The sequence below is a fragment of the Achromobacter spanius genome (genome assembly GCF_003994415.1).
GTDB classification, from domain to species: Bacteria; Pseudomonadota; Gammaproteobacteria; order Burkholderiales; family Burkholderiaceae_B; genus Achromobacter; species Achromobacter spanius_C.
Window position 1 is genome coordinate 2,688,863 of sequence record NZ_CP034689.1, and the last position, 24,571, is coordinate 2,713,433.

The 24,571-nt window shown below is 61.7% G+C and carries 21 protein-coding genes; 9 read left to right on the forward strand and 12 right to left on the reverse strand.

Annotated features, from left to right (window positions below; genetic code table 11):
• Positions 1-179 precede the first annotated feature (179 nt).
• The 7 genes from ELS24_RS12430 to rfbG all read right to left on the reverse strand — a co-directional run bounded on the left by ELS24_RS12430 (position 180) and on the right by rfbG (position 6,366).
• A complete protein-coding gene (locus tag ELS24_RS12430) occupies positions 180-1,082 on the reverse strand; it encodes a hypothetical protein (protein WP_127184296.1) in 903 nt (300 codons plus the stop codon).
• Positions 1,083-1,367: 285 nt separating this feature from the next.
• On the reverse strand, positions 1,368-1,868 hold the full coding sequence (locus ELS24_RS12435; RefSeq protein WP_127184297.1) for an acyltransferase: 501 nt from the start codon (positions 1,866-1,868) through the stop codon (positions 1,368-1,370).
• A gap of 16 nt (positions 1,869-1,884) precedes the next feature.
• Positions 1,885-2,640: a cephalosporin hydroxylase family protein gene (locus tag ELS24_RS12440; protein WP_127184298.1), complete on the reverse strand. Its 756-nt coding sequence runs from the start codon at positions 2,638-2,640 to the stop codon at positions 1,885-1,887.
• Positions 2,641-3,504 carry an NAD-dependent epimerase/dehydratase family protein gene (locus ELS24_RS12445; RefSeq protein ID WP_240669497.1) on the reverse strand — a complete coding sequence of 288 codons (864 nt, stop codon included), beginning with the start codon at positions 3,502-3,504 and terminating at the stop codon, positions 2,641-2,643.
• Positions 3,504-4,745: a class I SAM-dependent methyltransferase gene (locus ELS24_RS12450; RefSeq protein WP_127184300.1), complete on the reverse strand. Its 1,242-nt coding sequence runs from the start codon at positions 4,743-4,745 to the stop codon at positions 3,504-3,506. The genes ELS24_RS12445 and ELS24_RS12450 overlap by 1 nt, the downstream gene beginning before the upstream one ends.
• Positions 4,742-5,299, reverse strand: coding sequence for a dTDP-4-dehydrorhamnose 3,5-epimerase family protein (locus ELS24_RS12455; protein ID WP_127184301.1), 558 nt, complete (start codon positions 5,297-5,299; stop codon positions 4,742-4,744). The genes ELS24_RS12450 and ELS24_RS12455 overlap by 4 nt, the downstream gene beginning before the upstream one ends.
• Positions 5,296-6,366: a CDP-glucose 4,6-dehydratase gene (rfbG, locus tag ELS24_RS12460; RefSeq protein WP_127184302.1), complete on the reverse strand. Its 1,071-nt coding sequence runs from the start codon at positions 6,364-6,366 to the stop codon at positions 5,296-5,298. Before rfbG ends, ELS24_RS12455 begins: the two co-directional genes overlap by 4 nt.
• A 246-nt stretch (positions 6,367-6,612) precedes the next feature.
• On the opposite strand from rfbG, the gene ELS24_RS12465 reads away from it, so the two are divergent.
• A complete protein-coding gene (locus ELS24_RS12465) occupies positions 6,613-7,362 on the forward strand; it encodes a class I SAM-dependent methyltransferase (RefSeq protein ID WP_127184303.1) in 750 nt (249 codons plus the stop codon).
• 85 nt (positions 7,363-7,447) lie between these two features.
• Here the strand turns inward: ELS24_RS12465 and rfbF are convergent, their stop codons facing one another.
• The 5 genes from rfbF to ELS24_RS12490 all read right to left on the reverse strand — a co-directional run bounded on the left by rfbF (position 7,448) and on the right by ELS24_RS12490 (position 16,330).
• A complete protein-coding gene (rfbF, locus tag ELS24_RS12470; protein WP_127184304.1) occupies positions 7,448-8,218 on the reverse strand; it encodes a glucose-1-phosphate cytidylyltransferase in 771 nt (256 codons plus the stop codon).
• Positions 8,215-11,661 carry a bifunctional class I SAM-dependent methyltransferase/glycosyltransferase gene (locus ELS24_RS12475; RefSeq protein WP_240669498.1) on the reverse strand — a complete coding sequence of 1,149 codons (3,447 nt, stop codon included), beginning with the start codon at positions 11,659-11,661 and terminating at the stop codon, positions 8,215-8,217. Before ELS24_RS12475 ends, rfbF begins: the two co-directional genes overlap by 4 nt.
• Before the next feature lie 225 nt (positions 11,662-11,886).
• Positions 11,887-13,578 (reverse strand): flagellin, encoded by a 1,692-nt coding sequence (locus ELS24_RS12480; RefSeq protein WP_127184305.1) that lies wholly within the window; start codon positions 13,576-13,578, stop codon positions 11,887-11,889.
• Positions 13,579-13,817: 239 nt separating this feature from the next.
• On the reverse strand, positions 13,818-15,422 hold the full coding sequence (locus tag ELS24_RS12485) for a methyltransferase regulatory domain-containing protein (protein WP_127184306.1): 1,605 nt from the start codon (positions 15,420-15,422) through the stop codon (positions 13,818-13,820).
• A 152-nt stretch (positions 15,423-15,574) separates the two neighbouring features.
• Entirely contained in the window at positions 15,575-16,330 is a 756-nt protein-coding gene (locus ELS24_RS12490; RefSeq protein WP_050448970.1) for an RNA polymerase sigma factor FliA, read from the reverse strand.
• Positions 16,331-16,762: 432 nt separating this feature from the next.
• Here ELS24_RS12490 and flhD point away from each other — a divergent pair, with 432 nt between their 5' ends.
• The 8 genes from flhD (at position 16,763) to ELS24_RS12530 (ending at position 24,563) form a co-directional block, all read left to right on the forward strand.
• On the forward strand, positions 16,763-17,086 hold the full coding sequence (gene flhD / locus ELS24_RS12495) for a flagellar transcriptional regulator FlhD (protein WP_006219025.1): 324 nt from the start codon (positions 16,763-16,765) through the stop codon (positions 17,084-17,086).
• Between the two features lie 32 nt (positions 17,087-17,118).
• On the forward strand, positions 17,119-17,700 hold the full coding sequence (gene flhC, locus ELS24_RS12500; RefSeq protein ID WP_050448969.1) for a flagellar transcriptional regulator FlhC: 582 nt from the start codon (positions 17,119-17,121) through the stop codon (positions 17,698-17,700).
• Between the two features lie 129 nt (positions 17,701-17,829).
• Positions 17,830-18,699 (forward strand): flagellar motor stator protein MotA, encoded by an 870-nt coding sequence (gene motA, locus ELS24_RS12505; protein ID WP_046806435.1) that lies wholly within the window; start codon positions 17,830-17,832, stop codon positions 18,697-18,699.
• An 11-nt stretch (positions 18,700-18,710) separates the two neighbouring features.
• The gene (gene motB / locus ELS24_RS12510; protein WP_127184307.1) at positions 18,711-19,700 is read left to right on the forward strand and encodes a flagellar motor protein MotB; all 990 of its coding nucleotides are present in this window, start codon (positions 18,711-18,713) and stop codon (positions 19,698-19,700) included.
• 2 nt (positions 19,701-19,702) lie between these two features.
• Positions 19,703-20,083, forward strand: a complete 381-nt coding sequence (locus ELS24_RS12515) for a response regulator (protein ID WP_050448967.1) — start codon at positions 19,703-19,705, stop codon at positions 20,081-20,083.
• Between the two features lie 30 nt (positions 20,084-20,113).
• On the forward strand, positions 20,114-22,249 hold the full coding sequence (cheA, locus tag ELS24_RS12520; RefSeq protein WP_127184308.1) for a chemotaxis protein CheA: 2,136 nt from the start codon (positions 20,114-20,116) through the stop codon (positions 22,247-22,249).
• A gap of 16 nt (positions 22,250-22,265) precedes the next feature.
• Positions 22,266-22,766, forward strand: coding sequence for a chemotaxis protein CheW (gene cheW, locus ELS24_RS12525; protein ID WP_006219029.1), 501 nt, complete (start codon positions 22,266-22,268; stop codon positions 22,764-22,766).
• 93 nt (positions 22,767-22,859) lie between these two features.
• Positions 22,860-24,563: a methyl-accepting chemotaxis protein gene (locus ELS24_RS12530; RefSeq protein WP_050450350.1), complete on the forward strand. Its 1,704-nt coding sequence runs from the start codon at positions 22,860-22,862 to the stop codon at positions 24,561-24,563.
• Positions 24,564-24,571 lie beyond the last annotated feature (8 nt).

Below are 24,571 nucleotides of genomic sequence, written 5' to 3' on the forward strand. Positions count from 1 at the left end.
GAAGCCGATGTGACCTAGCCAAATCAAACATGTCGCATTATTACGCAGGTTTGCGGTTTTGGTGCAAAGAATTGTCGGGTTTTTACGTGGCCGGGATGTGACAGCGATGGGGCGTGAGTTGATGCCTGATCAAGGCAGGGATAGCAAAGCCTGGCCAATCAAAGCCAGGCTAATCAAAGTCAGGGCCGGGCAGGGCATTCCTTCACGACGCCCCAGCCCTGATTCGGCTCGCAGAATTGCCTGCGTGCTTCCCATGCGCAATTCGGTCGTTCAAAAAAACCCAGCTCGGCGCAACGCGCCAATGCATCTTTCAAGGTATCGACCCAGGCCAAGGGGTTTTCCGCCGGAATCTCGGTAATGTGCAGCGTGGGCTGCGGCGCGGTTGATGTCGTGCTTGATGCCGCGGCCGATGTCGCGCCTGATGCGTCGTTCGCGGCCGGACTTTCGCTTGTGTGCCCATCGGCCGGAGCCGTGCCAGTTTCTTCCGGGGCGACAGGCGCGGGCGCCGCCTGCGCGACGTGCGGCGCCTTGTCGGGTTCCGGATTGGCGGTCGGCGCGTCTTGCGTGCGCGGACTCAGTACAGGGGGGGGCCCTGACGTATCCCAATCGCTGGGCGCCTCGTTAGCGGGCACGAGGGGCAGGCGCGTCAGCGGTACGCGGCCCGAACTGACCGCACCCGTGGTGCCAGGCCCTGCGATGCCATTGTTCGGCGCATTCCAGGACACCACCAGCAGCACCAACGCAGCATAGATGGCCAGCGTGTACAGCACGGTCAGCGTCGCCGAACCGACCCGGCGCCCGGTCATCGGCGGAGCATCCTCGCGCCAGAATAGGGCACGCCAACCCACCAGCGCGGCGCCCGGCGCCGAAATCAGCGCCCAGCCGATGCGGCGCAGGCAGCCCGATTTGGCGGGTGGGGGCGTGGGAGCAATGGACTGCACCTGGGCGGCCAGCAATTCGCGCAATGCGCGGTTCTCTTCGCGCAGACGCTGGGTCTGCGCATCATCGACCGGTGCCGTGGCATCTGGATCCGTCGTGCTGTCGTACTGCGTAGCGAAAGGATCGGGGGGCGTGGCGGTCATGGGGCTGAAAAATATAGATACAAAAGCGGTGCGACGGCAATTATGAGGGAAGCGGCAAGTACCTCAAAAGGGGAATAGCGTGGAAAAAGTGCGGTTTGGTGAGGATTGGGCGTAGGGGCCCGGTTGATGCGGGCGACTTAGCCTGTTGGCGCGTGGCTTGACCTCAAGGGCTGAGTGAACCTACTGGACCGAGAGGGCTGAACGGGGCCAACTGGGACCGCCCGGGGCCAATGTGACGAATGGCCCGAATGGAACGCCTGGGCCGCACGATGCCGCCACGCCCATTCAGGCGCCGCTATCTTCGCGCCAGCCCAGCACCGCCATGGGGTTTCCGCCCTGTATCGAAAATGCCGCGACTTCGCCGCGCACAATCGTGCCCGCCGCAATCACGCAGCCCTGGCGCAGGATCGCCCCATCCAGCAAAACGCAGTTGGCGCCGATCCACACGTCGTCTTCAATTACGATGCCGCCCTTGCTGGGACGGAAGCCCTGCTCACGGATTGGCAAGTCACGGCGGCGGAACTCGTGGTTGGCGGGAGCGAACGTGCAGTTCGCCGCAACCGCCACGCGCGCACCCATGCGGATACCGTTACCGGTGTAGAGCACGCAGCCGGAATTGATGACGCATTCCGGCCCGATCTCCACATCGCCCGATCCGCCTGCGGGCTTGACCTTGACAAAGGAATCGACCACGGCCCTGGGGCCGACCACGATACGTGTGCCGCGCGTGGAATCCTCGATGTCGGCAAGCGGCGACACGCGTGCGGTGGGATCGATCAGAATCACAATGTCGCCTGGCTCGTCAGGCCTTGCGGCGCAGAAAACCGTCCGGTGCGGACGTGACCAGCAGGCGGTCTTCCACCGAGCGGTCGATCTCGAACTCGGGGTGCTGCTTGATCCATTCCCACACTGCGGTCTTGGGGTTGTTGCCCTTGCCCCAGTGACGGCCCGGCCATTCGTAGTCGGCGGGCATGTCTTCCACGAAGGTGTCGAAGACCACGCAGTAGCTGCCGACGCTGACCAGATCGGCGTAGGCATTCAGTTCCGCCAGCACGTGCTCGTGCGTGTGGTTGGAATCCAGGCAGACCATGATGTTCTTCTTGCCCTCGGCATGTGCGCGCACTTGAGCGATGGTCGCGGGATCAATGCTGGACCCTTCAATCAGGTGGATACGCTGCGCCAGCGGATGCGCTTCGATCGCCTTGCGGTTGTGCTCGCGGATCTCGATGTCCACGCCCACCACTTCGCCCACGCCCAGCAATTGCAGCATGGACGCCGACAGCATCAGCGATCCGCCGTGCGCAATGCCCGTTTCAATGATCAGGTCCGGCTTCACGGCCCAGATCAGCTCTTGCATTGCCATGGCGTCCATGGGCAGTTGGATCAGCGGTCGGCCGGCCCACGAGAAGTTGTTCATGTACTTGCGTTCCAGCGCCATCTGGCGCCACGCAATGGACAGCTCGCGGAATTCCTGGTCGGTGGCGAAGCCGGCAATGCGGGCTTCTTTTTCCTGGCGGTAGTCGGGGTGCGCGTCGGGCGTGGTTTCAAGGTAGGACATTCAGATTCCTTTGTGCAGGCGGTACTGCGCCAGAAAATTCGGGAAATAGTCGGAGAAGGCGCGCGGCGCAACGCCGCAAAGCGCCTGGATGCGGTTCACGTCTACATCGGCAAAGGCCCATTCGGGTGCACCGGGCGCCACGTTGCAGCGATAGCCCAGCGTGTGTTGCAACCAGTGGGCAACTTCGCGGTTGTCGACGCTTGCGCCATGCGCCACGTTGAAGATGCCGCGGGCGACTTCTGATTGCGCAATAGCCAGTATTTGCGTCACCGCGTCGTCAATGTAGAGATAGTCCTTGCGTGAAGAAAGCGAGGTGCGCAGCGTAATGCCGTTGCCGCGCGCGCCTTCTTCCAGCAATTGGTCGATAAAGCTGTCGGGCGTATCGCGCAGGCCCACGATGTTGGACAGGCGCGCCACCTTGGCCCCGCTGCGGCCACCGTGCAGGCACAGCGATTCACCCATGAGCTTGGACAGGTTGTATAGGTCGCTCGGGTCATTTGGGTTGACGGCAAGCGTGGCGCTTTCGCGCGTATCGGCAGAGCCGGCGTAGACCCGCGTGCTGGACAGGTAGGTCAGGCTATCGAAGTTGCCGGCCGCAAGCAGGCTGCGCAGCAGGCAGACATGCGCCTCCACAGTGTCCAACGGCCGGCTGCGGAAATCCGAGGTCAGACCGATGGCGTAGACGACGTGGCCCAAGGGCCGGGTCAACAGCGACGGGTCTTGGCGAGGCGGCGCTTCGCAAGGCGTGCCGTCCGCGCGCAGGCGCGCGACAAGATGCCGGCCGATGAAGCCCGTGGCGCCCAACACCGTGACCGGCGGCTTGTCCGGTTGTTTGTCCGGTTGTCTGTCCGGCTGTTTATGCATTACTGCGCCGCGCTCTCGATGGACAAGGATGGAATGGCCGTGACCAGCTTCGCGTTCCATTCACGGCGCGCGTAGTCCAGCTGCGCCGACACCTCGGTCTTCAGGTTCCACGGCAGGATCAGGATGTACTCGGGCTTGTCTTCCCGAAGCGTGGCTTCCGCGACGATGGGAATGTGGCTGCCGGGCAGGTACTTGTCTTGTTTCGCGGGGTTCAGGTCGACCACGTAGGCAAGCAGGTCGGGACGCACGCCGGCGAAATTCAGCAGCGTGTTGCCTTTGGCGGCCGCGCCATATGCGGCGATGCGTTTGCCGCTGCGGCGCAGTTCCACCAGGAAGGCCAGCAGGTCGTTCTTGACGCGTTCGGCCTGTTCCTGGAAGCGCGAATAGAAGGCGGGGCTGGTCATGCCGGCCTGCTGCTCTTCGGCCAAGGTGCGCGCCACGTCGGCGGTGACGTCATGCTTGCCCGTGTCCAGGCGTTGCGCAAAGACGCGCAGGCTGCCGCCGTGGGTGGAAAGAGGCTCTACGTCAAACACCGCCAGCCCGTTGGCGGCGAAGATCCGCGACACGGCGGTCAAAGACAGGTAGGAGTAATGCTCGTGGTAGGCGGTGTCGAACTGACTTTCCTGCACCATGCGCAGCAAGTGCGGAAATTCGAACGTGGCCACGCCCTGCGGCTTGAGCAGCGCCGCGAAGCCGGAGACGAAATCATTGATGTCCGGCACGTGCGCCAGCACATTGTTGGCAGCGATCAAGTCCGCCGCGCGGCCCTGTTCGGCCAACTCGTCGCCGAGTTCCACGCCAAAGAACCGCTGCACGATGTCGATACCGCGCTCGCGGGCGGCTTGCGCGGTGCTGGCCGTGGGTTCGACCCCATAGCAAAGGATGCCGGCCGCCTGCACGTACTGCAGCAGATAGCCATCGTTGGCGGCGATTTCGGTGACCATGCTGCTGGCGTTCAGGCCGAACCGGCCGATCATCTCATCCACATAGCGGCGCGAATGGGCCAGCCAGGAAGACGAAAACGAACTGAAGTAGGCATAGTCGTCGGTGAACAACGCTTCGCGACCGGCGTGGTCTTCGGTTTGGACCAGCCAGCACGTTTCGCACACCAGAATGCGCAGCGGAAACCAGGTCTCGGGGCCGCGCAGGGCAGTGGCGCTCAGGTAGGCATTGGACGGGGGCGCGTGGCCCAGGTCCAGGAAAGGCAGGCGCAATTCAGCCTGGCAATGACGGCACTTCACAGTGCGACTCCCGGAAATGCAGTGTCCACGCGAGGATGTTGCTGATCACGCTCGGACACTTGGGTAAGGGGAAGGGGCCAGACGATACCCAGTCGGGCGTCCTGGCAGTGCAGGCCGGCCTCGGACTGGGGCGCATACGGCGCGGAATGGCAATAGAGCATGTCGACGTCGTCGGTCAGGGTTTGAAAACCGTGAGCGAAGCCTTCCGGGATCAACAGCGCGCGGCCGTTGTCGGCGGACAGGTGCTCGGCATGCCACTGAAGAAAGGTGGGCGAGCCTTCGCGCAGGTCGATGGCCACGTCCCACACAGCGCCGCGGATGCAACTCACCAGCTTCATTTCCGCATGGGGCGGCAATTGATAGTGCATGCCGCGTATCGTGCCGGACCGCGCAGTAGAGGTGTGGTTCACCTGCTCGATTCGGCCGTGCCAGCCACAGGTGCGCAGGTCGGCCGCGTCGAACAGGCGCGCCAGGAAGCCGCGCGCGTCGCCGCGCGGGTGGCGCTGCACGATCTTCAGGCCGGCAAGCGGCGTATCGACAATGTCCAGGCTCATGGGCGCGACTCGTACAGGTCGATATCGGCGTTGCACAGGTCTCGCGCGTGCTCGCCCGCATCAAAGCGGCGATACCAGTCTATGCTGCGTGCGACGGCCTGCGCCAACGGCCAACGGGGCGCTACGTTCAGCGTTGCGCGGGCCTTGGACGTGTCTAGGGTGAGCAGGTCGGCCTCGTGCGGGCCTTCGACCTGGTCTGCGTAGCGGGTGCTGCCCTGGCCATATGTGGCCTGGGCCAGATCCACCACGGTGCGCACCGGCGCGGCTTCGCCGGCGTGGGGGCCGAAGTTGTAGGCGTCCGCCAGCGCCGGCGTGTCCCACAGCGCCTGCGCCAGGGTTAGGTAGCCGGCCAGTGGTTCCAGCACGTGTTGCCACGGACGGACGGACTGCGGCCGCCGGACATGCAGTTCGCCATTGCCGCGCCAGGCGCGCACGGCGTCGGGCAGCAGGCGGTCCTGGGACCAGTCGCCGCCGCCGATCACATTGCCGGCGCGCGCGCTGGCGATTGCCAGTCCCTGGCCCTGCAGAAAGGCGTCGCGGTACGAGGCGATGACCAGTTCGCTGGCCGCCTTGCTGGCGCTGTAGGGATCATGCCCGCCCAGCGTGTCGTTCTCGCGGTAGGGATAGGGCCATTCATTGTTGCGGTAGACCTTGTCGGTCGTGACCATGACGGCGGCCCGGGCCGACGGCGCGGCGCGCAGGGCATCCAGCAGATGGGCCGTGCCCATGATGTTGGTGGCGAAAGTCTCTACCGGCTGCGCGTAGCTCGGGCGGACCAGGGCCTGCGCGGCCAGGTGTAGCACGATGTCCGGCTGGACGGCGACCACCTGTTCGCGCAGCGCCGCAGCGTCGCGGATGTCGCAATAACGGCTGTCGACCAGGTCGCCGACGCGGGCGGCCCGGTACAGGCTGGGCTCGGTGCAGGGCGGCAATGCGATGCCAGTGACCTGAGCACCCAGGCGATGCAGCCAGATCGCCAGCCAGCCGCCCTTGAAGCCCGTGTGGCCAGTCAGCAGAACGCGTTTGCCGCGCCAGAAGGGGGGGGGAGGCGCAATGGACCCGGTCATGAGTGGTTCTGCCGCAAATAAGAAGCAGGCGGCATTCTTGATTGATGAAAAGTGAGGGAATGGACTCTTTGTAGTGTGGGCATTCTAAGCAGGTAAGCGTTCGCCAATAGATGGATCAGTATAGAAATCAACCCCTAGTTTTCCGGCAAGCGGAGGATGCTGGTCCGGTAACATTTCCGTTGATATTCCGCGAGCACTCTGCCCGTACTCCGTACTTAGACGCCCCCATTCACTAAGAAGTCGAACATGAGCAACAACCATTTGAAAACGGTGTTTTTTGGGCTGAAAGATCCATCAAAGTTCTTTCAGGGAATCCAATCTGCCATGGATGGAGTGAACGTTCTCGCGGGCACCTACGCCGGCGACAACCTCTTCACCTATCACCGGAATCTGGGGTTTTTGGAAGACCAGAAGCTGATGGATGCCTTCAAAAAGCATGCAGCTACCGAAGTGGAGCAGGCCGTGTTGTGGCGAATTTCAGTCGTGCTCTGGGGGGTGCGAAACGGCTTGCGCCTGGAGGGAGATTTCGTCGAGTGCGCCTGCTATAAAGGCACGACGGCACGAATCGTCTGCGATGCGATCGACTTTGGGTCGCTTCAAGATCGCCACTATTACCTTTACGACCTTTTCGAACACGCCCCCAACTTGCCCCACCATGCCATGCCGGAGCACAGCAAGGAGTTGTATGGCTGGGTGAAAGAAAGGTTTTCCGACCTACCCAACGTAACCGTTACGCAAGGCAAGGTTCCCGATGTCCTGGAGGATGTCGCACCTAAAAAGATCGCATTCATGCATCTCGACTTGAACAATGCTGACGCGGAAGTCGGAGCGCTTGATGTACTGTTTGATCGAATGGTGCCTGGTGCCGTGCTCCTTCTGGACGACTATGGCTGGCTCGCTTACCGTGCGCAAAAGGACGCCGAAGATCCCTGGTTCGCGGAACGGGGTTATCGGGTATTGGAACTGCCGACGGGGCAGGGCCTGATCATCAAGTGAACGCTGCTGAATCGGGACGGCGCACTGCCGTCCCTTCCCGCGATTGTTTCAAGGGACTTTGGTTATTGGCTGGCAAATGACCCCCTCACCAAACCTTCCAAGGCGCCTCGCCAGAGTTCCAAAGCGACTCAAGCAGGTTTTTTTCACGGAGCGTGTCCATGGGCTGCCAGAAGCCCAAGTGTTCATAGGCATGCAGTTGGCCGCTGCGGCTCAATGATTCCAGGGGCGCAGCTTCCCAACTCGTGTCATCGCCCTCGATCAACGACAACACGCTAGGCGATAGAACGAAGAAGCCGCCATTGATCAGCCCGCCGTCGCCGCGAGGCTTTTCCGTGAAGCCGGTTACGCGGTTGCCTTCGCGTCGCAGTGCACCGTATCGGCCTGGAGGTTGTACCGCGGTCACGGTTGCTTGCCTTCCATGGTCGCGGTGGAACGCGAGTAGCGCGCTGATGTCTATGTCGGCAACTCCATCGCCGTATGTAAAGCAGAAGGCTTCTTCGTCCTTCACGTAATCAGTCACTCTCTTCAGCCGGCCCCCGGTCATCGTGGTTTCGCCGGTGTCGACGAGCGTCACGCGCCAAGGCTCCGCCTTTCGCTGGTGAACTTCCATGCGGTTGTCGGCCATGTCGAAGGTGACATCCGACATGTGCAGGAAGTAGTTGGCGAAGTACTCCTTGATCATGTAGCCCTTGTAGCCGCAGCAGATCACGAAGTCGTTCACGCCGTGGGCGGAATAGGTCTTCATGATGTGCCACAGGATGGGCCGCCCGCCGATCTCGATCATCGGCTTGGGGCGCGTGTGGGTTTCTTCAGAGATCCGGGTGCCCAGGCCCCCGGCAAGAATGATGGCTTTCATGCTTGGGATTCGCACCAGGTGTTGAACATGCCGCGCAGGGCGGTTTCGAACTTGCGGGCGAACGCGGGTTCGTCCATCAAGGGGCTTGCGTGCATTTCCGCGCGCAGGTTGGCGCGGGTGTTCGCCAATGCCGGAAGATCGCTGGCTAGTGTCACGACCTTCTGGATGTATTCCTCTTCGGTCTGGGCTATCCATTCCGGGCGGCCGATGCCGTGCAGAATGGAACTGCCGATGCGGCCGACGCTGGGGCGGTCGGCCAGCGTGATGTAGGGCACGCCCATGTATAACGTTTCGACCAATGTGACGCCGGAGTTGTGGGGGAAACAGTCCAAGCCGATGTCCATGTTGCGCAGCACGTCCCAGGGTGGGCTGTGGCAACCGATCATCAACCGCGACCGATCAATGCCCTGTGCTTCAAAGCGCGCGATCAGACGTTCTTGTGTGGGCTTGTCACGATAGCTGTTGCTGTCGACCACTAGGCGGCCTTGTGGCAGGCGTCGCAGAATCTCGGACCACACGCGAATCGTACGATCATTCATGCGGATCGCGCGGGTTAGTGAACCCAGCGTGACATAGCCGTTGGCCAGTGCGGGCAGTGGGCCGAAGTCGCCCATGGCGGGGTTGGGCCGGTAGACGAAATTGCTTTGTTCAAGCCGCCACGGCTTTTCGGAGAACAGATGCTCACTGCCTTCGGGCACCATTGCTGCATCCGTCAGGATGTAGTCAATTGCGGAGAGCCCGGTGGTGTAGCCGAAACCCAGCCAAGTCAGTGACACCGGAGCGGGCTTACGGGCGAAGGTGCTCAGTCGATTGTCGGCGGTATGCCCTGCAACGTCGATGAGGATATCGATGCCATCTGCGCGGATGCGCTCGGCCAGTTGGGCGTCAGTGAGCGTTGCCGTGGGCACCCAATGGTCGAAATAGGTTCTCAGCCGAGTACTGGTGGCGTCCGGGTTGACGAGTTCGGCATAAGCGGTCAGCTCAAAATTCGCACGGTCGTGGTGCGCGAACAGTGGCTCGATAAAGTAGTTGCCCGAATGCTGGCGAAAGTCCGGCGACACATACCCAACCTTCAACTTTCGCTGTGTTTGGCGGCTGTTTTTGTGCGGTTTCCAGTTGGACCGCAATGCCAGACACAGGTCGGTGTCGTAGTCGCGATAGGCTGCGAATACCTCCTCGGCGGAGTGGCTATCAGAGTAGTTAAGCGCGAACAACAGGTTGTTGCGTGGCATTCTGTCGTTAGGAAACGCAGCCACCGTCTCACGCGCGGCGTCGACGGACGCAGCGACCTCTCCGGCATCGATCAGCGTTTTGCATAGATTGACTCGCGCCTTGCGATGCTGGGGATTCAGAGCAATCGCGCGGCGATTGCTCTCTTCCGCTTCCTTATAGCGCCGTTCGGCCGCCAGACCATCCGCAAGCGCTGAATGTGTTTCCGCGCTGCCAGGATCCAGTTCGACGGCGCGCCGACCGGCGCCAATGGACTCTGACGTGCGGCCCAATCGTGTCATCAGCGCGGACAGAATGACGTAGCTTTGGGCATCGGCTGGTGCCAGCTCAACCATGTTCAAGGTTGGCAGGATGGCTTCGTTCAAGCGTGCGGTGCTAAAGAGCGCGATCGCCAACGCTTCCCACGCGTCCCAGAATCTGGGTGCGGTTCGGGTCAGGCGCCGCGCAATGGGTTCGGCGTCCAAGTACGCCTGGCGCCTCATCAGTTCGTGTAACTGCTTGGCCTGAGGGAGGATTGCAGAACCAGGATTTGGCTGGTGCCCCGACTGGGTAAGGACGCGTGTGTAGAGGCTCAGACATGCCTGCGCTCCGACATACATGCCAAACAGCGGCGCCTTGCCTCCCGTTGCTACCAGCGTGGCGTGCAGCATCCGACACCACGATCTCGGCGACCCCTGCACCAATCCATAACGTTTGGCCAGCGAGAGACATTCCGCCACCTCTCCAAGATCAACTGCCTGCCCGGCCATTGTGGCCTCGTCTGGTCGCAGGCCGGAGGCCATGGCCTGTAGTGTCGCCGTCTGCGCATCAGAGCGCGTCAGCAATACAGGCTCATGCCAGAGGTTGAATTGCGGCCACGGCGCGTCGGCCAGGGCTTGTTGTGACAAGTCCAGGCACGGTAAAGGCCGCAGAGCGCTTTCGCACTCATCCTCCCGCTCGTAAGGTCCCGCGTCCAGGCAGTAATGCGTCAGGTCGTTTTCCATCAATGCGCGTATGGCGCGGTCCAGCGCCTTGCCTGCCTGCGCGTCGTCTTGTTGATTGCGGTGCATCAGTACCGCCAGCAACGTGCTGTGGGGCAGTGATGCAGGCCATGCGTGCGCCAGGGTGTCCACAACCGTCACCACGTCGTTGTCGTGGGTGACTAGCGCCCGTCCAAGGTGGTTGATATAAGTGGCGCCGGTTTGTTGGCCATTCGCCGCCAGGCGGGTCAAGCCGGATGCAAAGCGCAAATCGCGCAAGCGGTCGAGTTCTGGCTTGCCGTGGATACCCGTGGCGCGTTCTTGCGTCACCCAAAGGGATTGGCGGAAGGCACGGCCTGTCGCAAAGTCCAGGTATTGCTGGCGGACGCCGGCGGGCTGCCCCATTGCCAGCAGACTGTGGTTCAGCGACACACCTTGGCCGAAATTCAGTGGAATCTCGCTAAGCGGCTGCGCGTCTCCGACATAAGCCAGCCCGGCTTCTGTAGCTCGTCCCGCGATCTCGACAAAGTAACTGGGGTTGCAGGCAAGTGGATTGGGGGTTGCGGGGGCGCCAGTAGGTAGGTCGGCTAGTGCCCGGTCAAACCAGGTCGCCGCGGCGTTCAGCGTCGCGGCCTGGGAGTTGGACGCCGACATACCGTCCTTGAACAACGCCAGCGCGGCGCGGGCACTTTGATGCAGTTCCGCCTGTGTCTGCGCTGCGTGGCCGTGCAGCATGATCGCGTCGCGCACGACGTCCAGCGCCTTGGCGCCGGGATATACGGGGTTATCTACATATAGCAGGCCAAGAGGCGAAAGGAGCTTGCCGCACGCTTCAAGCAGCGCTTGTGCCGCATCCGGCGGCAGGTAACTATATAAGCCGGTTACGACGATGTAGTCGAACACGCCCAGTTGGGTGCCAAGGTCGGTGGCCTCTCCGACGTACAGGGCGATATTGGTAACGCCCATTCCTTGAGCTGCCGCCGTTCCTCGCGCGATCAAGTGTTCGCTGCTATCTACTCCTACAGCTTGCGCATTCGGATAGGCGAATGCGAACGGCAGCAACCCTTCGCCAGCGCCACAGCCTATGGCCAGTACGCGCGCGCGCTCAAGCGGTACGGTTTCGACCCCATAAAGATGGGCAGTGGCTCGTAGATGGGCCGGCGAATGGCTAGCCGCGAGCCGACCCGGCTCAGCAACGGTTTGACGATGGGAGAAGGCCGGATAGGACATGTGACGGGTGAAGGGCGAAGCCAAGGAATCTATTGCAAGAATTCTACGAACGACGACCCTCATCCATTCGTGGAATCAGCATCGGAATTCACCGCCAGTTTGTGCAAAGCTCTCGGGTGTGGCCGAAACGAAAAAACCCGCCGTGAGGCGGGTTTTTGGAGTTCCAGGGGTAGATGCGAAGGACCTGCCCCTGGCTGCCAGCTAGAGAAAACCAAAGTTTCCTCTGCCAACCGAGTCTGTCGCTGAGAATTAACGCAGCAGGGACAGAACGGTTTGCGGCACTTGGTTGGCTTGCGCCAGAACCGAGGTACCAGCTTGTTGCAGGATCTGAGCCTTGGACATGTTCGACACTTCCGTGGCGTAGTCGGCGTCTTGAATACGCGAACGAGCGTTGGACAGGTTGTTGACCACGTTGTTCAGGTTCGAGATAGTCGATTCCAGACGGTTCTGCACAGCACCCAGTTCGCCGGTCAGCTTGTCCAGCTTAGTGAAGGCAGCGTCCAGCGTCTTCAGCGGATCGGTGGTCTTCGTGCCCTTGCTGGTGTCTTCCGTGGTCAGCTTGCCCGAGCTGTTGACCTTGGCTTCAGCACCAACCTTGGCTTCGTAGTCGCCCGTGCCCGTGCCGCTCTTGACCGTAGCCTTGCCCGTGTTGGGGTCAACGGTGTAGGTCGTGTCGTACTTGTCGGTCGTGGTGAACGTGCCCTTGTCGTCAACGTACGTGTCGGTCGACGCGCCGCTGGTGAAGGTGACGTCGGCGCTGGTGATGCCTTGACCCAGCTTGATCACCACGTCGCCGGCGGTAGCGTTGGCCTTGACGTCGGCCAGCAGAGCGTCGGTAGCGACGGTGTTGGTGAACTGCAGAGCGCCAGAACCGGCAGCGGTGTTCGAGTAGGTCTTGCCACCGATCGAAACGGACGAGGTGCCAGCGGCGCCGGTACCTTCCGAAGCAGCCAGCATGACGCTGTCCAGCGTGGCGGCGGTGGCGCCAGCGTTGTTGGTCGTCAGGTTGCCATCGGCGTCCAGGAATGCGTCTTGACCGCCAACGGTAACCTTGCCGGTCGCGTCAACTTGGAACGACGTCGTGGCCGAACCCGAGTTGGAGAACGTGCCAGTGACGGTGCCGGTTGCCGGCAGGAGCGAGGTAGCCAGATCGCTGACGGCGCCCGCATCGCTGGCCGACTTGTCGGTGAACGTGAAGTTCTTGTTGGCGGCGTCGTACGTGTATACCGTAGCGTCGGTGCCGGCGGCGCCAACGGTAACGGTATTGCCGTTTTCCAGCTTGGCGAAGGTTTGGTCAGCCGTTGCAGCAGCGTGCGTGGTGGTGACAGTCCAGTCGTTGCCAACGGACGAGCCGCCAGCAGCTTGCAGGTCGGACACGGTGGCCGAACGGTTTTGGGTCACGCCCGAGCCGTTGACGTTGAAGCCGTCCAGACCCAGCGTCTTGACGCTGATTTCCGACAGGTTCAGGGTGATCGTTTCGCCGTCGTTGGCGCCAACTTGCAGCGTCAGGGGCTTGGCCGAATCCGACAGAACCTTCACGCCGTTGAAGTCGGTTTGTTCCGAGATACGGTCGATGTCCGACAGACGCTGGTTGATTTCGTCTTGCATCGAGTTCAGCTGTTCTTGCGAGTAGCTGCCGTTGGCGGCTTGCACCGACAGTTCGCGAACACGTTGCAGGTGGGTGTTGACTTCGGAGGCGGCGCCTTCCGTCGTCTGAGCCAGCGAGATACCGTCGTTGGCGTTACGAGCGGCTTGGGTCAGGCCCTTGACGTTCGCGGTGAAGCGGTTGGCAATGGCCATACCGGCAGCGTCGTCCTTGGCGCTGTTGATGCGCAGGCCCGACGACAGGCGTTCGATGGCGGTACCCAGGGACGATTGCGACTTGTTCAGGTTGTTCTGAGCAACGAGCGACAAGTAGTTGGTATTAATGACTGCAGCCATGTTTAGGCTCCCAAGAGAGAAAGGCTTCTTCAAACCGGGCAGCGGGGCCGCCCATCGTGTTAACGGGAGAATTCGCTTTCTTGCGTCTTCGAATTTCTCCGTTGTCAGGATTACGGCAGTCCCAAATCAATCTTTAGGCTTTTTTTTCGGCAATCGTAAATATGTTGGCTTTATGGGGCGGTTCCGCGGCGCTTGCCCCGCGCTTGCCCATAAGGCGCTGGCCGCGGAAGTTGTAAGCGTCAATTCACCAGCAGGCCCGTGCGACGCAATTCGGCCAGCAAGGCATTCAGGAATTCCTGCGCGACGGGTTCCAGATTCCGCGCACCCTTATAAGACTGGCCGTTGGGGTGGGGCGTGCGTCCGGACGTCAGGGTGTCGCGCGTCAGGGTGCGCAACTCGGCTACGCTGCGCGAGCCGTCCATATGCTGGGCAACGAATCGGCCCAAAGCGTCGGCAGGCGGCGTTACGGGTTGGTGCCACAGGTTGTACATGCCCACTTGGCATGCCGTGCTTGTTACTTCATGTAGGAGTTCGCGGGCGCCCGGGATCAATGCGGGCTTGCTGTCGGGCGCCAGGTAGGGCGATGGTTCCATACGGAAATGAACCCCGCTGGATTGCACTAGCGTGATCAGGTTCATATAGACCGCATTGGCCAGGTTCTCACCTTGCATGCCCGGATTGTGCGCTCGCGCAATGTCCAGCAGCGCGTCAAACGGCAGCGAGCGGGGCCATGCCTTGTTCAGCGCGTCGATCATGCCGAGCATGGCCGGGTCTTTGCTGCTGAGCGTCGCGCCGTTGCGGGTCAGGTAGTGGCGATGTTCCGCCGAGGCGCCAGGCGAGGCGGCGGCGGCGTCAAGCCGCGTGGCGAAGTGCATCGCCTTGAACGCCGTGCCTTCGGGTTGTTCCAGCATTTTTTCAGCGCGCTCGCCATGCACCAGCAGGCTTTTGCGGAAAGAGCGGCCCACGGCGAAATCCAGATACTGTTCGCGCATTTCGCGGTTGCCCTTGGCCGACAAACCGTTCAGGCCTAGCGCTACCTTGCTGCCGTAGGTGGAAGCGAAGGTCAGATGCGGTTCGGCGTCCGTCACATACGCCAGCCCGGCCTGCTGGGCGGCAGCGGCGAATTCCAGGAAGTAGCAAGGCGTGTTGATCGCTTCCAGGTATTCGTGCAGCAGGTAGTGGTCGGACTGTCCGCGAAGTTTGTGCGCCGCGCCTTGCAGAGCCGACTGCAGCGGATTGTTGTGCCACAAGCCGTTTTCCAACAGGTCCAGCATCTCTTTGGCGCTGGCCAGCTTCTCTTGGGCGGTTTGCGCGCCAAAGCTGTTCAGGATCATGGCATCGCGGACCACGTCCGCGGCTTTCCATCCTGGGTAGGTGTTGTAACTGACGTAGGCAACACCTTCGGGCGCCAGGTTTTCGCGGCAGATGCGCAGGATGGCGTCGCGGACTTCGGGCGGAACCCAGCTGAACACGCCGTGGCAGATGATGTAGTCGAACACGCCCAATTCAGGGGTGACATCGGTCACGCTCATTGCGCGCAGGTCCAGATTGCGGGCGCCAGTCTTTTCCGCCACCTGTTGGCCCGCCTCGATCTGGTGCGGCGCCAAGTCTATGCCGACGACGCGAGCGTTGGGATAGGCCAGCGCGAAGGGAAGCAGGTTGCCGCCCGCGGCGCAGCCCAGTTCCAGTACCCGGGCGCTCTCAAGCGCGGGCGCGGCCAAGCCATAAAGGCTTGCCACTGCGCGCAGGTTGCCCGGCGACGTGTACGCGAATGCGTTCGATATATAGGGGGTTTCGTCGTAGGCGTCGGAGATGGCCTGAGTCAAATGATCGGCTGCGGTCATTGCGAAATTCCAGGAAAAGGGGCGGCGCGCGGTTTGAACGCGACTGCTTGCGGATTAGTGAGCTGTGCGAAAGGCTATCAGCGTGGCGTTCGGCTATATGGCCCGAACAGCGATGGATTTCCGGGGGAGTTTCCTGTCGCGAAATGGACCCATCAAATGATCTGCGCGATCTGCCCTTCCAGCGGCAGCTCCTGCCAGGCCATTTCTTTCAGCTTGGCCCGGATCCGCGCGGTCGCCTGCGACCTCAGTTGGCACACCCGTGCCTCGGTCACATTCATGATGGCGCCGATCTCTTTCAAGTTCAGCCCTTGCTCGTAACACAGCGACAGCAACAATTTTTCGCGATCAGGCAGCGCATCAATCGCCTGCACCAGCGCCTGGCGGAAGTCGCCAGCCAATAGGGCATCCAGCGGGTTGCCACCGGCCGAGCCGTGGTTTAGCGTCGCGGTCCAGTCGGATTGGCCGGAGGCGGAATCGGGTTCGGTGGTGAAGTCTTCGTAATGCACGATCTGCACGCCTTGGGCGTCGTGCAGCAGCGATTGGTATTCCCCGATCGGCATTTCAAGCTGGGCGGCGATCTCGGCCTCGGAAGGCGCGCGCATCAAGCGTTGTTCTAGCTGTTGAATGGCCTGCTCGATTTTGCGCGCCTTGGTGCGGACGCTGCGCGGCAGCCAGTCCTGGCCGCGTAGCTCGTCCAGCATCGCGCCACGGATACGGGTCGTGGCGTAGGTCTCGAATTGGGCGTCTGCGGTTTCCTGATAGCGCCTTACGGCGTCAAGCAGGCCGATCATGCCGGCCTGTATCAGGTCGTCGAGCTCAACGCTGGCGGGTAGCCGGGCGAGCAATTGCAGGGCCAGCTTCCGCACTAGCGGGGCATATTCGACCAAGCTGTCATCTGCGTGGGGCATTGCGGGAATGTCAGGCTGTATCCATCGTGACGCATCGTCAAACGTTGTCAATTTGCGACATTGTCGACAAACGCGCGGCTGCGCTAAGGCGACCAGGATTGAGTGATCGGCAAGGTGTCATTGTCGGCACAACACAACATTTCATTCGCGGAAGTACGCAATGTTTTGAATGCTTATTTGCCAAATTGACGTAAATTCGTCACGAGTTTCTATGTCAATGTGTATCTAAACTCACAGGTTGCGCAATATCAACAAAGATTTGTCATATAAGTCATAGAAAATGACATCACCTGTGGTAAATTTTACTTAAATTGCGAACAAATGATACATTTCGCATTAAAACAGGATGCAGCAGCATTCAGGCGCTATTAAGGCGTCGGTGCTTTTGGTCATAGAGCCCCTGTGGGTGGGATTAGGGATAGGGAGTAGGGCGTGCAACAAGTCGAAAATTCATTGCTGGCAGATATTCGTGAAGTGAATCTGTCATACCTGTTACTTGCGCAACGTATGTTGCGTGATGACTATGCAGCATCCATGTTTCGTTTGGGATTCAGCAACGAAGTTGCCGATATTCTGATGCGTCTGTCACCGGCGCAATTGGTGAAGTTGGCCAGCTCCAGCTCGCTGTTGTGCCGGTTCCGCTTTGATGATTACAGCCTGCTGTCCGCGCTGACCCACGATGTGCTGGGTGGTGCGCTGCAACAAGCCCACGCAACGATCCTGTTGGCCAAGCAACCTGTTGAAGAACTGGCCTGACGGCCGCTCGACCACCCACTCGGACTCGCGTAATGGCCTCCAAAAGCGTATCTCAGGAAGCGGACGACATCCTGCTTGCCAGCTCCATGATTACCCTGGGGGCCCGGTTACAGGTTCTGGAAGCTGAAACCAGCCTCAGCCACGACCGCCTCGCACGCTTGTACCGTGAAATTCGCGGTTGCTCGCCACCCAAGGGCATGCTGCCGTTCTCGGTTGACTGGTTCATGACCTGGCTGCCGAACATCCACTCGTCGCTGTTCTACAACGTTTATTCGTTCTTGAACGCGCGCACCAGCAGCAAGGGCATACGGGCCATCATCGATGCCTATCGCCTCTACCTGGAAAACGCCGGCCTGGATACGGCCGAAAGCGCCGAGCCCGTGCTGAGCTTCACCCGCGCCTGGATGCTAGTGCGCTTCTTTGACAGCGGCATGCTGCAGCTGTCCGCCTGCCGCCAATGCGGCGGCCATTTCATTGCCCACGCCCACGATCCGCAATCGGATTTTGTGTGCGCGATCTGCCGTCCGCCACCTCGCGCCGGCAAGACGCGCGCAGCGGCCAAAGCGCGCGCCGGCACCCGTCCCGCGCCTCTCTTTGGCGACGCCCGTCCCTGACCGGACGCGCGCAGTTTGCGTCCAAATACATCAAAAGCCCTGGAAAACTCCCCGTAACCCGCCTTTTTGGGTCGGGGGGAACAGGGGATCATTGACGCTAGTTTTAGACTTCGTTGGCAGGGGCCTGATGTGTTGATTGTTATCGGTTTTCTCGTGGTGATCGTGTCGGTCGTCGGCAGCTTCATAGCGCTGGGCGGCCATTTGGGCGCGCTTTACCAGCCCTTCGAGCTGACGCTGATCTTTGGTGCGGCCTTTGGGGCTTTTCTGGCCGGCAACAGCAAAAAGTCGCTGATGCTGGTGAAGAAGGCGCTGCCCGACGCGCTGAAAAGCTCGCGCTACAGCAAAGATGTGTACATGGAGCTGATGGCTCTCTTGTATGTGTTGCTGAACAAGGCGCGCCGTGAAGGCCTGATGGCCATCGAATCGCACATCGAGGATCCGGCGTCCAGCCCGATCTTCAGCGAATATCCCCGCATCGCCAAAGACGCGAAGCTCATGGAGTTCATTACGGACTACCTGCGCATCATGATCAGCGGCAACATGAGCTCGTTTGAAATCGAAACGCTCATGGACGAGGAAATCGAGACCTATCGCCATGAACGCGAAGTGCCCGCGCATGCGCTGCAGCAGATGGCCGACGGTCTGCCGGCCTTCGGTATCGTGGCCGCGGTGCTGGGCGTGATCAAGGCGCTGGCCGCCGTGGACCAGCCGCCCGCCATTCTGGGCGACCTGATCTCCAAGGCCATGGTCGGTACGTTCCTGGGCATCTTGCTGGCGTACGGTTTCGTGGGGCCGCTGGCCTCGCGGGTTGAACGCCGCAACGACGAAGCCATGAAAGTGCTGGAATGCATCAAGACCACGCTGCTGGCCAGCATGAACGGCTACCCGCCCCAACTGGCGGTGGAATTTGGCCGCAAGGTGCTGTTCTCGTCCGTGCGTCCGACCTTTGGTGAACTGGAAGAGCACGTCCGGCAAACCAAGTCGACCGGCAAGGCCTGACGGAGCGGGCCATGAGCACGGTAAACAACCACCGTGTGGTGATCCGCCGCAAGAAGGTCAAGGGCGGCGGACACCACGGCGGAAGCTGGAAAATCGCCTACGCCGACTTCATCACCGCGATGATGGCGTTCTTTCTGGTGCTGTGGCTGATCAGCATCGTGCCACGCGAAGAACTCAAGGGCATCGCGGAATACTTCCGCATGCCGCTGCGCGTGGCGATCACGGGCGGCCCCAGCAGCTCGGCCGAAACCAGCGCGGTGCCGGGCGGCGGGCGTGACCCCTTGCGCAGCGAGGGCGATGTCCGCAAGGGTCAGGGCAACCGGGTTGAGTCCCAGCCCATGGGCGACGCCGAACGGCGCGAGCAGCACCGCCTGGAAAACCTGAAAAAGCGCCTTGAGAACGTCATCGAGACCAGCCCCGTCCTGAAAAGCTTCAGGCCGCAACTGCTGATCGACCTGACGACCGAAGGCTTGCGCATTCAGATCATCGACAACCAGAACCGCCCCATGTTCGCCATCGGCCGCGCCGAAGTGCAGCCGTACATGCGCGACATCCTGCGCGAGCTGGGGCCGGTGCTGAACGAGCTGCCCAACAAGGTCAGCATCTCGGGCCACACCGACGCGTCGCAGTACGCGCGCGGCGAACGCGCCTATAGCAACTGGGAATTGTCGGCTGACCGCGCCAATGCCTCGCGCCAGGAATTGGTGGCCGGCGGCATGAACGAAAGCAAGGTCATGCGCATCCAGGGTCTGTCTTCCAGCATGAGTCTGGTTAAAGATGATCCGTATGCAGCCGTTAATAGACGTATCAGCCTCGTGGTGCTCAATATGAACACCCAAAAGCGCATCGAAAGCGAGAACGCCGCCGCGGCGGACATCAGCGCCAAAGATGCCCGCGAGGTGGGGGCGGCCGTGGAGGCGGCGCAAGCCGGCGCCCAGGCCGGGACGGTAACCAAACAAGGTGAAGCGGCGAATGCGCCGCCCGCCGAAGGGGTTCGATAGCAATGGCGGCAACGATTCTGGTGGCGGACGATTCGGCGACGATGCGAATGATCGTGCAGGCGACGTTGACGGGCGCGGGATGGAAAGTGCTGACGGCCGGCAACGGCCAGGAAGCGCTGGAAGTGGCCAAGAGCCACCAGGTGGACCTGGTGGTCAGCGACTGGAACATGCCCGTCAAGGGCGGGCTGGAGCTGATTCAAGGCCTGCGTGAACTGGACCAGTACCTGGATGTGCCGGTGCTGGTGCTGACCACCGAGGACGATGTGGATAGCAAAATGGCCGCTCGGGATCTGGGCGTTTGTGGCTGGCTGTCCAAGCCGGTCGACCCCGATGTGCTGGTGGAATTGGCGACCGAGCTGCTCGATGAGCAGGCCGGCGCGTAAAGCAGGTTCATTTATGAAGGCGTACGGGTCATGAGTTCTGGTTTGGACCTCAGTCAGTTTTACGAGACCTTTTTCGATGAGGCGGACGAGCTGCTCGCGCAGATGGAGCAGTTGCTGCTTGAACTCGACGTGGGTTCTCCCGACATCGAACAGCTCAATGCCATCTTCCGCGCGGCCCACTCGATCAAGGGCGGCGCGGCGACATTCGGCTGTTTTACGCAGTTGGCGGGCACGACCCACCTGCTGGAAAACCTTCTGGACGCAATCCGCCGTGGCGAAATGGCGCTGCGTACGGACATGATTGATATCTTTTTGGAAACGAAAGACGTGCTCAAAAGCCAACTGGATGCCTATCGGGCCTCCGAAGAGCCCGATGAAGCCGTGTTTGAGCGTATCTGCGCTGTCTTGAGGCAGTTGGCGCTGGAGCATAAGGACCCGGCCGCGGCCGCGCCCACGGCTCCCGTGCCCGCGCCCGTGGCGGCCGCTCCGGCTCCCACCCCGGCTCCCGCGCCTGTCGTCGCGCCCGAACCCGTGCCGCCCGCGGCCGATGCCGGCGACCTGCCGCTCAAGGTCAGGATCACCAAGGTGTCCGACAAGGACGCCGCGTCCCTGCTGGAAGAAATGGGCAACCTGGGCAACGTGCGCGCAAGCGAACGAGCCGATGGCGCCCTGACCGTGTGGATGGACAGCACCTGCACGCCGGACGACATTGAAGCGGTGTGCTGCTTCATCGTGGACGGCGATCAGCTCAGCATCACCCGCGAAGCGGCGCCCACCGGCCAGGTGGCCGTGGCTGCCGCCGAACCGGTGGCGGTCGCCGCCGCCGCGCCCGTCGCGGCAGCCGCCGTTGCGCCCGCTCCGGCCCCGGTCGAGCCGACGCCCACCGTGGCGGACACCGCCGCCGCGACCGAGGCCATCACGCAAGCCGCCTCGCGTGCTTCGCGTCCGGCCGCGCCCGCGCATGCCGACAAGGAATCTACGTCCATTCGCGTGGGCGTCGAAAAGGTCGACCAGGTGATCAACCTGGTGGGCGAACTGGTCATCACGCAGGCCATGCTGGCGCAAACGGCTTCCACGCTGGACCCCGTCCTGCATGACCGCCTGTTGAACGGCATGGAGCAGTTGGAACGCAACGCCCGCGATCTGCAGGAAGCGGTGATGTCGATCCGCATGATGCCGATGGACTACGTGTTCAGCCGCTTCCCCCGCCTGGTGCGCGACATTGCCGGCAAGATGGGCAAGCAGATCGAACTGCAAACGTATGGCCGCGCCACCGAGCTGGACAAGAGCCTGATCGAACGCATCATCGACCCGCTGACGCACCTGGTGCGCAACAGCCTGGACCACGGCATCGAAACGCCCGAAAAGCGTATTGCCGCGGGCAAAGACCCGGTCGGCCAACTGGTGCTGTCCGCGCAACACAATGGCGGCAACATCGTCATTGAAGTCAGCGATGACGGCGGCGGCCTGAGCCGCGAAAAGATCCTGAAGAAGGCCATGGCCCAGGGCCTGGCCGTGAACGAGAATTCTCCTGACGATGAAATCTGGCAACTGATTTTCGCGCCAGGCTTCTCCACCGCCGAAAAGGTTACCGACATCTCGGGCCGTGGCGTCGGCATGGACGTGGTGCGCCGGAACATCCAGGACATGGGTGGCCATGTGCAGTTGTCGTGCGAGCCGGGCAACGGCACCACGACGCGCATCGTGCTGCCGTTGACGCTGGCCATTCTGGACGGCATGTCGGTGCGCGTGGGTGAGGAAACCTTCATCCTGCCGCTGAACCATGTGACGGAATCGCTGCAACCGACCAATGACCAGATCTATTCGGTGGCGGGCAACGAACGCGTGATGCATGTGCGCGGCGAATACCTGCCGCTGGTGGAAATGCACCGCGTGTTCTCGGTCAGCCAGGCGCAGACCGACCCCACGCAGGCCATCGCCGTCATCATGCAGGCCGAAGACCGCCGTTTTGCGTTGCTGGTGGATCACCTGATCGGCCAGCACCAGGTGGTGGTGAAGAATCTTGAGTCCAACTACCGCAAGGTTCCCGGCATCTCGGCGGCCACCATCCTGGGTGATGGCAGCGTGGCCCTGATTGTCGACGTATTTGCGCTTGCGCGCGCCAACCGTGAACGTTGGTCGCAGCCCGAAGCCATTTTGAATTGATGGAGCATTAAAAATCATGGCAGCCAAACCGCAAGCGCAATCCGCGCGCAACGAAGATGTCGGCAGCGAATTCCTCGTCTTCACGCTGGGCGACGAAGAGTACGGCATCGACATCCTGAAAGTGCAGGAAATCCGGGGCTACGACGCCGACACGGTGACTCGCATCGCCAACGTTCCGACCTTCATCAAGGGCGTGACGAACCTGCGCGGCATCATCGTTCCCATCGTCGACCTGCGCATCAAGTTCAACCTGGGCCGCGTTGACTACAACGAGCAGACCGTGGTCATCATCCTCAACCTGGATCGCCGCGTGGTCGGCATCGTGGTTGACGGTGTGTCGGACGTGCTGATGTTGAACGCCGGCCAGATTCGTCCGGCGCCGGAATTCGGCGCCACGCTGTCCACGGAATACCTGACCGGCCTGGGCACGGTGGACGAGCGCATGCTCATCCTGGTCGATATCGAGAAGATGATGACCAGCGATGAAATGGCGCTGGTGGAGAAGGTTGCCTCCTGATCGGAGTTTGACCGGAACGCGGGGTAGAGGCGCCATATTCATTGCGATGTGGCGCTTTCCTTTAACGATTGCAGTCAAAGGGTGGTTCTTGAGATGCGCAAGTTTTTCGCGAACATGACGATACGCAGCAGCCTGTTGTGGGTGCTGGCGTTCTTCTCATTCATGTTGGTGATTGGGGCGGCGCTTGGCGTGTTGTCCCTGCGCATCAGCAATGGGACCCTGGCCGAGATCAAGCAGTCGCAGGAACTGAATGACGCGGTGAGCCGGGTCGTGTCCAGCTACAAGGACACGATGAGCGGCCTGGGCCGCGCCGCCGCCGCCAACTATGCGGACATCGTCAGCAACGTGGGCCAAGCCACCTTGCTGACGCAGGGCCTGTCGGCGGAAGCCACCGGCTTGCTGGAACGCGCCAAGGCGTCCATGAACAAGGGCCAGGCGGAATTCGAATACTACAAGACGCTGCCGCAGCCTCCGGACGCGGTCGAGTCGCTGAAGGAAATTGAAGCGGCCTACGCCATGCTGGTGCAGCAAGGCTTGAATCCGCTGGTCGCCGCCTTGGAAAAGGCCGACATGCCGGCTTACCAGAAGCAGGTTCAGACGGTGCAGGACGCGCTGGAAGGGCGCTTTTCACGCGCCATCGAGGCCTTTGATTTCTGGCGTGCCAGCAAGATGATGGACGCGCATGACGTGGCCCAGGTGCGCTATCAATTCGTGCTGATAGCGGTGGCGGCGGGCGGTGTGATCGCCGCGCTGCTGGTGTTTGCCACCTATGTTTTCCTGCGCCGTCGCGTGCTGCAGCCCTTGAAGGAAGCCGGCCAGCACTTTGACCGCATCGCGGGTGGCGACCTGACCGCCCGGGTGGACGCGCGCAACACCAATGAAGTTGGCCAGTTGTTCGCCGCCCTGAAACGCATGCAGGAAAGCCTGACGCGCACGGTGGCAACGGTGCGCCGTGGCGTGGACGAAATCAACGTGGGCTCGCATGAAATCGCGGCCGGCAACACGGACCTGTCCAGCCGCACGGAACAGCAGGCGGCATCCCTTGAGGAAACCGCGGCATCCATGGAAGAGCTGGCGTCCACCGTGAAGCAGAACGCCGACAATGCGCGCCAGGCCAATCAGTTGGCGGCCAGCGCGTCGGACGTGGCTGAAAAAGGCGGTTCGGCGGTATCCGAAGTGGTTACCACCATGCAAGAGATTTCGGCCAGCTCGCGCAAGATTTCGGAAATCGTTTCTGTCATTGACGGCATTGCCTTCCAGACCAACATCCTGGCGCTGAACGCGGCCGTGGAAGCGGCGCGCGCGGGCGAGCAGGGCAAGGGCTTTGCGGTGGTGGCGGGCGAAGTGCGCTCGCTGGCGCAGCGCAGCGCGCAGGCCGCCAAGGAAATCAAGGGTTTGATTGAGGACTCGGTCACCAAGGTAGGCGCGGGTTCGCAGCAGGTGGAACGCGCCGGTGCGACGATGCAAGAGATTGTGGCGTCGGTGAAGCGCGTGACGGACATCATGGGCGAGATCTCGGCGGCGTCCGAAGAACAGTCCAGCGGTATCGACCAGGTCAACCGCGCCGTGTCGCAGATGGACGAAGTGACGCAGCAGAATGCGGCGCTGGTGGAAGAAGCCGCCGCCGCGGCGGGCTCCTTGCAGGAGCAGGCCGAACGCCTGGCCGAAGCCGTGGCGGTGTTCAAGATCAATGCGGGCGAAGTCATCGAAGTGCCGGCGCAGCGCCTGTCTTCGGTGCGCTCGTCCGATGAAGACTCACGTTTGCAATCGCCCGATGCGCTTGCGCTTGGGCACTGAGGAATCGC